The following is a 12,759-nucleotide window of genomic DNA, read 5'->3' as shown; positions in this document are numbered from 1 at the left end:
TCTCGTTTTGAAACATATCTTGAAACTGGGTATGTTTGTCTGCCCGCTCCTTTAACACCCCGGAGCGGGCATTTTTTTAGGCAACCGACGTCTTACTAAGCGACGGGTTCCCCGTCAGTCTTATGACCAACGCAATTGTACTGCTGAAGGTAGCCAACGCAACGACACCTTCCCAATTTGCCAGGGCGTAGACCTGACTTCCGAGAACCGAACCCAGCGCCATACCGATAAACACCATCGTAAACAGCAGAGCGTTCAATCGTCCTCGTGCCAGAGGCTCCAGGCTATAGACCAGATTCTGGTGAGCAACCAGGCTGGATTGCAATCCGAGATCAAAACCTACCGCCGAAAGGGCGATGAGCAGCCACTGCCCCTGAACGGGCAGGGCGGGTAACAAAAACATTAGTGCGAAAGATACCGTTACCAGCAAAGCACCCAATTGCGTCACTTTTGCCGCACCCACTTTATCGGCAAGATGGCCTGCCATCGGTGCGGCAAGCGCTCCGGCTGCTCCCGCGATACCAAAAGCACCCGCTATAGCGCTACCCATGTGGTAATGCTCAGATAACATTACCGCCAGCGTAGACCAGAAGGCGCTAAAAGCAATGGACAGAAAGCCTTGTGCCAGTGCTGCGCGGCGCAAGGTGGAATATCGTTGCCAAAGTTGCGCCATTGAGAGCATTAATGATGGATAGCTCAACGTGGAATGGACCGTAAAGCGAGGCAGTACTTTCCACATAATCGCGGTAATTATGGCAATGCTGACGGCAGCGAGTTGATACATCTCGCGCCAGCCAAACGCTTCGCCCACCAGTCCACTGACGGTACGTGAGAGTAAAATCCCCAGCAGAAGGCCAGTCATCACGGTGCCCACCGTTTTTCCCTGCTTGCCGTCGGGCGCCAGTATTGCCGCCGCAGGCACAATATCTTGTGCCATGGTTGCCGCCATCCCCATCAGCAGGCTCACCAGTAATAGCGAATGCAACTGACCGGTAAAGCTACAGGCCAGCAGCAGCGCGGCAAGAGAGATGCTTTTCAGCAGGATTAATGTCCGGCGGTCATAACGATCGCCTAATGGCAATAAAAACAATATACCTAACGCATATCCCGCCTGGGTCAGCGTCGGGACCAACCCCATACCGGTGAGACTTAAGGCCAGATCCTGACCCATTAAAGGCAGAAGAGGCTGGGCGTAGTAGATAGCGGCCACGCTGAATCCGGCGCCCATTGCCAGAACAAAAATGACCCAACGGGAAAGTGCGGTATGTGTGTTCACAAATGATTCCTCAATCACAGGATGTACGGCTATTTTTATCCATAAGCGAGTGGCGCGGTAGCGAGCGCAGTGGTAAAACAGTTATACGTCAGACGTATGATGAAACTGAAAATGATAAAAAATGAACGTATAGACAGGGTGGAGCTGATGCGTACGTTTGTACGTATTGTCGAAGCAGGATCGCTTTCGGCAGCGGCAAAACAGATAGGGACGACACAGGCGACCGTTAGCCGACGGCTGCAATCGCTGGAGACGCTGCTGGGTGTGAAACTGCTTATGCGTACCACGCATGCGATGAAATTGACCGACGACGGCGAAAGAGGCTATCAGCATGCTAAGAAGATTATTGATGCCTGGCTGGCGCTGGAAGATGGACTTAATGTCACAGAAGATGAACCGGTGGGGACGTTGCGAGTCCGCGCACCGCATGCCTTCGGGCAACAACAACTACTTGAGCCGCTTTTGCAGTTTCTTTCGCGCTATCCCCAGTTGGCAGTAGAGTGGATGCTCAACGATAAAACCGTTGATTTTCTGAGCGATAATATTGATTGCGCGATCAGGGTTGGTGCTGAGGTGGATCCGGCCACGGTTTCCGTCTTACTGGCTGAAGTCCCCCGTAGTATGGTGGTGAGTCCAGGACTGCTGGAGCAATATGGCGAGCTTTCTCATCCTGAGCAGTTATCAGCGCTGCCCTGGATTGCCGTGAACACGTTTTATCAGCATAGCGTTTCGTTGTTGCACCAATTGCGTAATGAGCCAGTCACGCTGAATATTTCACCCAGATTAAGCACAGACAGTATTTATGTCGCAAGAAATGCCGCGCAGGCAGGGTTGGGAGTGACTATTGTTTCAAGCTGGATGGTGGCGGAGGACATTGCCGACGGACGTCTGGTTGCGTTGCTACCTGAGTGGCATGCGGCGCCGTTGCCTGTACATTTGGTTTATCCGTGGGCGCGTTACTATCCGACCCGCTTACGCAAGTTTCTGGCCCTAATGAAGGATGTTATGCCGCAGCTGACGGGGATGAAAGGCGTAGAACAGATATAAAAAAGCCGACCCGAAGGCCGGCTTTGATATTGATTATGGCTTACTCAACAGGCTGTGGACGTGTTGCTGGCGCAGTCGCTTGATGCGTTGCGCTATGTCCACCTGCGGCACCTTTGCCTTCAAAGGCGAATGCCGGACGCTGCCAGTCGCTATGACGCGGCGCTTCTGGCACATATTCCGGTGCCGGAGCGCGGGTCATTGGCGCGGTTGCATGGCTGTGCAGGTGTTCAGCATCAGCGCTGGCTGCGACAACTTCAGCCTTAACGACTTCAGTTTCGACGACAGGCGCGGCAACAACGTCTTTCGGCGCTGCAACTTCTTCAACAACTGGCGCTGTTTCCACAACCTCAGTAATCTCTTCAACCACTTCTGGCTGGGGAATAACAACCTCTGCAGGCTCTTCGGCAACCGGTGCAGTCACAACGTCAGCCACAGGTTCGGCTTCAGCGGTGATTTCTTCTGCTACGGGCGCATCAGATGCAGCGATAATTTGCGGTTCTTCCTCGACCGGGGTCTCAATCACTTCCGGATGCGTGGTTTCAACCTGTGTGGTTTCAACAACGGCGGCCTGAGGCTCAGCTACGACAACCTCTGGTTGCACGGCTTCAACCGGCGCAGGGGTATCCACAATGTGTTCAACGGCAGCGGCAGCAACCTGAGGCTCTACGGCGACAGGTGCAGCTTGCTGCTGGACCATTTCCTGTTCGCGCTGTTCTTCAACCTGCTGATCCTGAGGACGTGCAACAGGGTAGCGGATCCAAACCTTACCGGACGCTAATTCAGGAGATGCGCAGGCGACCGTTAACGGCATCGGCGACTGAACCGGATAACGCTCGTCACGGTAACGACGACGACGCTGTCCACTGACGCGCAGATGGCGAGGAGAGCGGCGAGAACGACGCGGCATACCGTTGGAGTCACGAGCTTCGCTGTTGTCTTCCTGCTCAGTCGCAACGACGGCTGGCAGATCAACTTTCGCCAGTTCGGTGCGCTGTGCCGGTACCGGCTGTTCTGTTGGTTGAGCAACAGCAGTTTCAGCGATTGCAGCAACAGTAGCCACTTCGGCTTCAACCGCCGGACTGTCTGTGAAACGCACTTTCTGAGTCAACTGACGCTGTTTGCGGCGGGTTTGAGGCTGACGTACGCGCTCTTCCTGCTCGGTATCCTGCACAGGTTGTTCAGCCTGGTTCAGCTCTTTAACTTCCTGCTGAGCCTGACGCTTGTCATCGTTACGACGGCGGTTGCGTTCACGACGCGGCGCCTGCTGTTCATCACCGGATTTCGCTTTGTCTACAACATCAGTGGTTTGCTGGCGGTTATCGCGAGCTTCCGCATTTTGCTGCTGGGACTGACGACGGTTACGGCGGTTATCTTCACGGTTTTCGCCGTTTTCTGAACGTTCGCTACGGTTGTCACGGTCACCGCGATTATCACGGTTATCACGACGATCGTTACGGTCGCGACGGTTGTTCTGACGCGGTTTACGACGATCCTGCTGGCGTTCGGTTTTCTCTTCAGCTTTCGGCGCAGGTTGTTCAACCGGTTTCACTTCTTCGCTACCACCGAAGATGGACTTCAGTGCGCCAAAGAAACGGCTAATCAAACCGGGCTGTGCGGCAGCGGCTGCGGTTGCTGCTGCAGCTTTAGGCGCGGCGGCTTTCGCGGCAGGTTCCTGCAGAGCAGGGGCTGGCGGAACGTCAGGCATGGCGAAGGTGGCCAGCGCCGGTTGCTCAGGCTGTTTACGCTCGACGTACTCTTCTTCCGTCGGCAATGCCATTGCCTCTTCATGCAGTTTCGGCAGCAGGTAGCTCAGGGTCGGTGTTTCTTCCCCTTTGCGTACGCGCAGCACAGAATAGTGCGGGGTTTCCATCTGATCGTTTGGCACGATCACACAGCGCACGCCATTCTGACGCGTTTCGATAGCATTAACCGCGGTACGTTTTTCGTTAAGCAGGTAAGAGGCGATTGGCACAGGAACAATAGCGTGAACTTCTTGCGTATTTTCTTTCAGTGCTTCTTCTTCGATCAGACGCAGAATAGACAGCGACAGTGATTCGTTATCACGTACGGTACCGGTGCCGGAACAGCGCGGGCACACGTGATGGCTGGATTCACCCAGAGACGGGCTCAGACGCTGACGAGACATCTCCAGCAGACCGAAGCGAGAAATATGGCTGATCTGAATACGCGCTCTGTCCTGGCGTACGGCCTCGCGCAGACGGTTTTCAACCGCGCGCTGGTGGCGAACCGGCGTCATATCAATGAAGTCGATTACAATCAGACCGCCGAGGTCGCGCAGACGTAGCTGACGGGCAATTTCATCGGCTGCTTCAAGGTTAGTGTTGAACGCAGTTTCTTCGATGTCGCCGCCGCGAGTTGCACGCGCGGAGTTGATATCGATAGCGGTCAGGGCCTCTGTGCTGTCAATAACGATTGAGCCGCCGGACGGCAGGCGCACTTCGCGCTGGAACGCGGATTCAATCTGAGACTCGATCTGATAGTGGCTGAACAGCGGGATTTCGCCGGTGTACAGTTTGATTTTGCTGCTGAAATCCGGACGACCCAATGCGGCGATGTGCTGACGCGCCATCTCCATCACTTTCGGGTTATCGATAAGGATTTCGCCGATGTCCTGACGTAAGTAGTCACGGAAAGCGCGAACGATAACGTTGCTTTCCTGGTGGATCAGGAACGGAGCAGGGCGGCTGTCAGCGGCTTTTTGAATCGCTTCCCAGTGCTTCAGGCGGAAGCTCAGGTCCCACTGCAGCGCTTCGGCGGATTTGCCGACCCCTGCGGTACGCACGATAAGGCCCATGCCATCAGGCAGTTCCAGGCTTGCCAGCGCTTCTTTTAATTCGGTACGGTCGTCGCCTTCAATGCGGCGGGAGATACCGCCCGCGCGCGGGTTGTTCGGCATCAGAACCAGATAACTACCCGCCAGGCTGATAAAGGTAGTCAGCGCAGCGCCTTTATTGCCGCGTTCTTCTTTATCGATCTGAACGATGACTTCCTGACCTTCGCGCAACACGTCTTTAATGTTGGGACGACCATGGGAGTTGTAGTTAGCGGGGAAGTATTCGCGGGCAATTTCTTTTAACGGGAGGAAACCGTGACGTTCAGCGCCGTAATCAACAAAAGCAGCTTCCAGACTCGGTTCAATACGGGTAATTTTGCCTTTATAGATGTTGGCTTTTTTCTGTTCGTGTCCAGGACTTTCAATATCCAGATCGTACAGACGTTGCCCATCTACAAGGGCGACACGCAACTCTTCCTGCTGAGTTGCGTTAATTAACATTCTTTTCATCGTAACTTACTCATTATTCTTACATTGACGACTAAGCTGCGGGCAGAGTAATGCCTTTCCGGGTGTGAACCGATGGCCTCGTGTCTATTCGCGTCGCCAACCTCACGGTTATCGTCAGCTCAAAGAGGCGCAGAGTGTCGGTTGCCTGCATTTCATACGGAAACACAGCGCAATTATCAGGGGAACAGTCTGGGTGTTACTCTCCAGAAAAGCTTCCATATTACCGGTAAGGACTGCAACCCGCAGCCCGCTAACTGCCTGAAAGATCAATACGTCTTACGCCATTGCTGCGTTGATGATCGGTCGGGCAAAATTGGGTCATTCCGGAAAAGTTCTTGTTTTAACAAGATTCAACACGGAAACAACCTCATTATTCCACTGCTAACCTTGTTATAGCAAGATGACTTTTGCCATTTATCACCCGGTTACTCACAGTTTTTTCACTTCCGCGTAGTGATTGCTTTAATAACCACCAAATCGGCTATGTCAAACTTAAGTAATAGGGTATAGCAGTTAATATAAGCATAGAAAAATGTGTGGCGCGAATCTTGATGGCTATTTAAAATCGGCCCCCATGAAAACAGAGACTCCAGCCGTAAAAACAGTTGCCATTACTGCCGACGAAGCAGGGCAACGCATCGATAACTTTTTGCGCACCCAGCTTAAGGGCGTGCCGAAAAGTATGATTTATCGCATTTTGCGTAAAGGCGAAGTGCGGGTGAATAAAAAACGCATTAAACCCGAGTACAAACTCGAAGACGGGGATATTGTGCGTATTCCACCTGTGCGTGTCGCTGAACGTGAAGAAGAGGCCATTTCACCGAACCTGCAAAAGGTCGCGGCGCTGACCGACGTCATTTTATATGAAGATGACCACATTCTGGTGCTTAACAAACCTTCAGGTACGGCCGTACATGGCGGAAGCGGGTTAAGCTTTGGCGTCATTGAAGGATTACGTGCGTTGCGACCTGAAGCGCGTTTCCTTGAACTGGTGCATCGCCTCGACCGGGATACCTCCGGCGTTTTGCTGGTGGCTAAAAAGCGCTCAGCCTTGCGTTCATTGCATGAACAACTGCGTGAAAAAGGCATGCAGAAAGACTATCTCGCGCTGGTTCGAGGTCAATGGCAGTCGCATGTCAAAACCGTGCAGGCGCCGCTGTTAAAGAACATTCTGCAAAGCGGCGAGCGTATCGTGCGGGTGAACCAGGAAGGCAAACCGTCAGAAACACGTTTTAAAGTGGAAGAGCGCTATGCGTTTGCCACGCTTGTGCGCTGTAGCCCGGTGACCGGACGTACGCACCAGATTCGTGTGCATACCCAGTATGCCGGTCATCCAATTGCATTTGACGATCGCTACGGTGACCGTGAGTTCGATAAGCAACTGGCGGATACGGGGTTGAATCGACTTTTCCTGCACGCCGCAGCGTTGAAATTTACCCATCCGGGAACGGGTGAAGTGATGCGTATTGAGGCGCCGATGGATAAGCAATTGAAGCGCTGCCTTGAGGTTTTACGCAGTAAAGCCTGATGCGCGTTGCTTATCAGGCCTACAATCGTGTGATGCACCGTAGGCCTGATAAGACGCATCGCGTCGCCATCAGGCAGATCAATCAGGCATTCAACGGGTTCATCTCTTCCCGCCGCAGCATTTGACACAACGCGATAAGCGGCAAACCGATCAGGGTATTTGGATCACGACCCTCCAGGCGTTCAAAGAGTGCAATACCTAACCCTTCACTTTTGAAACTACCTGCACAATGGAGCGGGCGCTCTTTACGCAGATAATCATCAATTTCCGCCTCGCTTAAATGACGGAAATGGACGTCAAAAGGTTCTACTTCAGTTTGTAAATGTCCGGTCGCAGAATTATACAGCGCCAGTCCGGTGTAAAACGTCACAATATTGCCACGGGCTTTGAGTAATTGTTGGCGGGCATTTTCTTCAGTTAATGGTTTGCCGGTTATTTCACCATCAAGAACACAAATTTGATCGGAGCCAATAATCAGATGCGATGGGTAACGGTGGGCGAGAGATTGCGCTTTTTTCTGCGCCAGTCGCAAGACTAAATGGCGTGGTGCTTCGCCGGGCAACGGCGTTTCATCAACCTCTGGCGCAGCGCATTCAAACGGGATTGCCAGTTTTTCGAGTAAAGCGCGACGCCAGGGGGAGGTAGAAGCAAGAATAAGTTGAGGCATATTTTTTCCCTCGCATATAGCGTATTGATGAGAGCCATTTTAAACTATGGACTTCGACCTACAAGCTGGCTGTAGTGGCTTGTCTTGAGCGATTTTAAGTCGATGACCCGCAATGTGTGCGAATTATTGGCAAAAGGCAACCACAGGCTGCCTTTTTCTTTGACTATATGACGTTACAAAGTTAATATGCGCGCCCTATGCAAAAGGTAAAATTACCCCTGACTCTTGATCCGGTTCGTACGGCTCAAAAACGCCTCGATTATGAAGGTATCTATACTTCTGATCTGGTTGAGCGCGTCGCCGATTCTGTAGTCAGTGTGGACAGTGATGTGGAATGCTCCATGTCGTTCGCTATCGATAACCAGCGTCTCGCCGTTATAACCGGTGATGCGAAGGTATCGGTTACGCTCGAATGTCAGCGTTGCGGGAAACCGTTCCCACTTCATGTTCACACAACATATTGTTTTAGTCCTGTCCGTTCTGACGAGCAGGCTGAAGCACTCCCGGAAGCGTATGAGCCGATTGAGGTTAACGAATTCGGTGAAATCGATCTGCTTGCAATGGTTGAAGATGAGATTATCCTCTCCTTGCCGGTAGTTCCGGTGCATGATTCTGAACACTGTGAAGTGTCCGAGGCGGACATGGTCTTTGGCAAATTGCCTGATGAAGCGCAAAAACCAAACCCATTTGCCGTATTAGCCAGCTTAAAGCGTAAGTAATTGAGGAGTAAGGTCCATGGCCGTACAACAGAATAAACCAACCCGTTCCAAACGTGGCATGCGTCGTTCTCATGACGCTCTGACCGCAGTCACCAGCCTGTCTGTAGACAAAACTTCTGGTGAACAACACCTGCGTCACCACATCACTGCCGACGGTTTCTACCGTGGCCGTAAGGTAATCGCTAAGTAATCACGCATGACTCAATGGCTTTCCCACTTCTGGTGAGAAAGACAAAGAGTGAACGCGTGATGAAGCTTAGTGAGGCTTTCCCCGGGTGACTGGGGAAACACCTAACCGGGCAGCGACGATACCTTGACACGTCTAACCCTGGCGTTAGATGTCATGGGGGGAGATTTTGGCCCTACCGTGACAGTGCCTGCAGCATTGCAGGCACTGAATTCTAATTCGCAACTCACACTTCTTTTAGTCGGGGATCCCGATACAATCACGCCATTACTTGCCAAAGCTGACTTCGAACAACGTTCGCGTCTGCAGATTATCCCTGCTCAGTCAGTTATTGCCAGTGATGCCCGGCCCTCGCAAGCTATTCGCGCCAGTCGTGGAAGCTCAATGCGTGTTGCCCTGGAGCTCGTGAAAGAAGGTCAGGCACAAGCTTGTGTCAGCGCCGGTAATACGGGCGCACTCATGGGACTTGCGAAGTTATTGCTCAAACCTCTTGAGGGGATTGAGCGTCCTGCGTTGGTGACGGTGTTACCCCATCAGCAAAAGGGCAAAACGGTGGTGCTGGATTTGGGCGCCAACGTAGATTGTGATAGCACGATGTTGGTGCAATTTGCCGTCATGGGTTCCGTGCTGGCAGAAGAGGTTGTTGGCATTGCCAATCCTCGCGTGGCGTTACTCAACATCGGCGAAGAAGAAACGAAAGGTCTTGACAGTATTCGAGATGCTTCAGCTGTGCTAAAAACAATCCCTTCCATTAATTATATCGGCTATCTTGAAGCCAATGAGTTACTGACTGGCAAAACCGATGTGTTGGTCTGTGACGGTTTTACAGGTAATGTCACATTAAAGACGATGGAAGGTGTTGTCAGAATGTTCCTTTCACTGCTGAAATCTCAGGGTGAGGGCAAAAAACGGTCGTGGTGGCTTCTGTTATTAAAACGTTGGTTACAAAAAAGCCTGACAAGGCGATTTAGTCACCTCAACCCCGACCAGTATAATGGCGCCTGTCTGTTAGGATTGCGCGGCACGGTGATTAAGAGTCATGGTGCGGCCAATCAGCGAGCATTTGAAGTCGCGATTGAACAGGCAGTGCAGGCGGTGCAGCGACAAGTTCCTCAGCGAATTGCCGCTCGCCTGGAATCTGTATACCCAGCTGGATTCGAACTGCTGGACGGTGGCGAAAGCGCAAAATCACGAGCACACAGATAACCGTGCGTTTGTGAATGTGGCCAACGTATCAGCGATTTGCTCGTAGCGGTATATAACCAAAAAGTGACTGAGCGTACATGTATACGAAGATTATTGGTACTGGCAGCTATCTGCCTGAACAAGTGCGTACTAACGCCGATTTGGAAAAAATGGTTGAGACATCTGATGAGTGGATCGTCACTCGTACAGGTATCCGTGAACGCCATATTGCAGCGCCAAATGAAACAGTTGCGACGATGGGCTTTGCCGCCGCAAACCGTGCGATTGAAATGGCGGGCATCGACAAAGAACAAATTGGTCTGATTGTGGTTGCTACCACATCATCCACTCACGCATTTCCAAGCGCGGCGTGCCAGATCCAAAGTATGCTGGGGATCAAAGGCTGTCCGGCGTTTGACGTTGCAGCCGCTTGTGCTGGCTTCACTTACGCCCTGAGCGTTGCCGACCAGTACGTTAAATCTGGCGCAGTTAAGCATGCTCTGGTCGTTGGCTCCGATGTCCTGGCCCGTACCTGCGATCCAACCGATCGCGGAACGATCATCATTTTCGGTGATGGGGCTGGTGCGGTTGTACTGAGCGCATCAGAAGAGCCAGGCATTCTCTCCACGCATCTGCACGCTGACGGTCGCTACGGCGAACTGTTGACGCTGCCTAACGCCGATCGCGTGAACCCGGAAAACCCGATCCACCTGACGATGGCGGGTAACGAAGTATTTAAAGTCGCGGTGACCGAGCTTGCCCACATCGTTGATGAAACGCTGGAAGCCAATAATCTCGACCGTTCTGCGCTGGACTGGCTGGTGCCGCATCAGGCTAACCTGCGCATTATCAGCGCGACAGCTAAAAAGCTGGGTATGTCGATGGATAATGTTGTCGTGACGCTCGACAGACATGGTAATACCTCTGCTGCCTCCGTACCGTGCGCGCTGGACGAAGCCGTCCGCGACGGGCGTATTAAAGCTGGGCAGTTGATATTGCTTGAAGCCTTCGGGGGTGGATTCACCTGGGGCTCCGCGCTGGTTCGTTTCTAGTATAAGGATTTAAACATGACGCAATTTGCATTTGTGTTTCCGGGGCAGGGTTCCCAGACCGTTGGGATGTTGTCTGAAATGGCAGCAAACTACCCAATTGTTGAAGAAACATTTGCTGAAGCATCAGCTGCACTGGGCTATGATCTGTGGGCGTTGACTCAGCAAGGTCCGGCTGAAGAACTGAATAAAACCTGGCAGACGCAGCCCGCGCTGTTGACCGCATCTGTTGCGCTTTATCGCGTATGGCAGCAGCAGGGGGGTAAAACACCTGCGCTGATGGCGGGTCATAGCCTGGGCGAATATTCTGCGCTGGTATGTGCGGGTGTTATCGGTTTTGCCGATGCCGTACGTCTGGTTGAACTGCGTGGCAAATTCATGCAGGAAGCGGTTCCGGAAGGCACTGGCGGCATGTCTGCTATTATCGGTCTGGACGATGCCGCTATCGCTAAAGCGTGCGAAGAGTCTGCCGAAGGCCAGGTGGTTTCACCGGTAAACTTTAACTCACCGGGTCAGGTGGTTATTGCCGGGCATAAAGAAGCCGTAGAACGTGCTGGTGCTGCCTGTAAAGCCGCGGGCGCTAAGCGTGCGCTGCCGCTGCCGGTCAGCGTTCCTTCTCACTGCGCGCTGATGAAGCCTGCCGCTGAGAAACTGGCCGTTGAGCTGCAGAAAATCACCTTTGACGCGCCGACTGTTCCGGTTGTGAACAACGTCGACGTGAAGTGCGAGACCACGGCAGACGCAATTCGCGATGCGCTGGTTCGTCAGCTGTATAGCCCGGTTCAGTGGACTAAAACCGTTGAATTTATGGCATCCCAGGGCGTAGAGCACCTGTATGAAGTCGGTCCGGGTAAAGTTCTGACCGGTCTGACGAAACGTATTGTTGACACCCTGACTGCTTCGGCACTGAATGAGCCGGCGGCACTGTCTGCGGCGCTAGAGCAATAAAAGAGGAAGACCATGAGTTTTGAAGGAAAAATCGCGCTGGTTACCGGTGCAAGCCGTGGCATTGGCCGCGCAATTGCTGAGACACTTGTTACCCGTGGCGCGAAAGTTATCGGTACTGCTACCAGCGAAAGCGGCGCGCAGGCCATTAGCGATTACTTAGGTGCAAATGGTAAAGGTCTGATGTTGAATGTGACCGATCCGGCATCTATCGAATCTGTTCTGGAAAATATTCGCGCAGAATTTGGTGAAGTCGATATCCTGGTCAATAATGCCGGGATTACTCGTGATAACCTGTTAATGCGCATGAAAGATGACGAGTGGAACGATATCATCGAAACCAACCTGTCATCTGTTTTCCGTCTGTCAAAAGCGGTAATGCGAGCTATGATGAAAAAGCGTCATGGGCGTATTATCACTATCGGTTCTGTGGTTGGTACCATGGGAAATGCGGGTCAGGCTAACTACGCTGCGGCGAAAGCGGGTCTGATCGGCTTCAGTAAATCACTGGCGCGCGAAGTTGCGTCTCGTGGCATTACTGTAAACGTTGTTGCTCCGGGCTTTATTGAAACGGACATGACGCGTGCGCTGTCTGATGATCAGCGTGCGGGTATTCTGGCGCAGGTTCCTGCGGGTCGCCTCGGTGGCGCTCAGGAAATCGCCAGTGCGGTTGCATTTTTAGCTTCTGACGAAGCAAGTTACATCACAGGTGAGACTTTGCACGTCAACGGCGGGATGTACATGGTTTAACCACGATGAAAAATATTTGCGTTATTGTAGGTCTTGGCCTCAAAATAACGTAAAATCGTGGTAAGACCTGCCGGGATTTAGTTGCAAATTTTTCAACATTTT

11 protein-coding genes are annotated in these 12,759 nt (G+C 52.5%); 8 read left to right on the top strand and 3 right to left on the bottom strand.

Features of this window, described 5'->3' with window-relative positions:
• Positions 1 to 76 precede the first annotated feature (76 nt).
• On the bottom strand, positions 77 to 1,276 hold the full coding sequence (locus tag OGY04_RS08470) for an MFS transporter (protein WP_286585110.1): 1,200 nt from the start codon (positions 1,274 to 1,276) through the stop codon (positions 77 to 79).
• A 99-nt stretch (positions 1,277 to 1,375) separates the two neighbouring features.
• On the opposite strand from OGY04_RS08470, the gene OGY04_RS08465 reads away from it, so the two are divergent.
• The gene (locus OGY04_RS08465; protein WP_411909589.1) at positions 1,376 to 2,323 is read left to right on the top strand and encodes a LysR family transcriptional regulator; all 948 of its coding nucleotides are present in this window, start codon (positions 1,376 to 1,378) and stop codon (positions 2,321 to 2,323) included.
• A 40-nt stretch (positions 2,324 to 2,363) separates the two neighbouring features.
• Here OGY04_RS08465 and rne read toward each other — a convergent pair whose 3' ends face one another.
• Complete coding sequence (gene rne, locus OGY04_RS08460) at positions 2,364 to 5,627, bottom strand: ribonuclease E (protein WP_286585109.1); 3,264 nt, start codon at positions 5,625 to 5,627, stop codon at positions 2,364 to 2,366.
• Between the two features lie 574 nt (positions 5,628 to 6,201).
• On the opposite strand from rne, the gene rluC reads away from it, so the two are divergent.
• Complete coding sequence (gene rluC, locus OGY04_RS08455) at positions 6,202 to 7,155, top strand: 23S rRNA pseudouridine(955/2504/2580) synthase RluC (protein WP_003036228.1); 954 nt, start codon at positions 6,202 to 6,204, stop codon at positions 7,153 to 7,155.
• An 82-nt stretch (positions 7,156 to 7,237) separates the two neighbouring features.
• Here the strand turns inward: rluC and OGY04_RS08450 are convergent, their stop codons facing one another.
• Positions 7,238 to 7,822: a Maf family protein gene (locus OGY04_RS08450; protein WP_003832177.1), complete on the bottom strand. Its 585-nt coding sequence runs from the start codon at positions 7,820 to 7,822 to the stop codon at positions 7,238 to 7,240.
• Positions 7,823 to 8,019: 197 nt separating this feature from the next.
• On the opposite strand from OGY04_RS08450, the gene yceD reads away from it, so the two are divergent.
• From yceD to fabG, 6 genes are all read left to right on the top strand, one after another.
• Positions 8,020 to 8,541, top strand: a complete 522-nt coding sequence (yceD, locus tag OGY04_RS08445; protein ID WP_124022145.1) for a 23S rRNA accumulation protein YceD — start codon at positions 8,020 to 8,022, stop codon at positions 8,539 to 8,541.
• Positions 8,542 to 8,557: 16 nt separating this feature from the next.
• Entirely contained in the window at positions 8,558 to 8,731 is a 174-nt protein-coding gene (rpmF, locus tag OGY04_RS08440) for a 50S ribosomal protein L32 (protein ID WP_003036242.1), read from the top strand.
• Between the two features lie 123 nt (positions 8,732 to 8,854).
• Positions 8,855 to 9,934, top strand: coding sequence for a phosphate acyltransferase PlsX (plsX, locus tag OGY04_RS08435; RefSeq protein ID WP_071846967.1), 1,080 nt, complete (start codon positions 8,855 to 8,857; stop codon positions 9,932 to 9,934).
• 77 nt (positions 9,935 to 10,011) lie between these two features.
• Positions 10,012 to 10,965, top strand: a complete 954-nt coding sequence (fabH, locus tag OGY04_RS08430; RefSeq protein WP_003832181.1) for a beta-ketoacyl-ACP synthase III — start codon at positions 10,012 to 10,014, stop codon at positions 10,963 to 10,965.
• A gap of 15 nt (positions 10,966 to 10,980) precedes the next feature.
• On the top strand, positions 10,981 to 11,910 hold the full coding sequence (fabD, locus tag OGY04_RS08425) for an ACP S-malonyltransferase (protein ID WP_286585108.1): 930 nt from the start codon (positions 10,981 to 10,983) through the stop codon (positions 11,908 to 11,910).
• Between the two features lie 12 nt (positions 11,911 to 11,922).
• The gene (gene fabG / locus OGY04_RS08420) at positions 11,923 to 12,657 is read left to right on the top strand and encodes a 3-oxoacyl-ACP reductase FabG (protein ID WP_286585107.1); all 735 of its coding nucleotides are present in this window, start codon (positions 11,923 to 11,925) and stop codon (positions 12,655 to 12,657) included.
• Positions 12,658 to 12,759 lie beyond the last annotated feature (102 nt).

The organism is Citrobacter sp. Cpo091, from assembly GCF_030332645.1.
Classification (GTDB): domain Bacteria; phylum Pseudomonadota; class Gammaproteobacteria; order Enterobacterales; family Enterobacteriaceae; genus Citrobacter; species Citrobacter portucalensis.
Note: the sequence above shows the minus strand (reverse complement) of the source record. Positions and strands in the feature narration are given on the sequence as shown.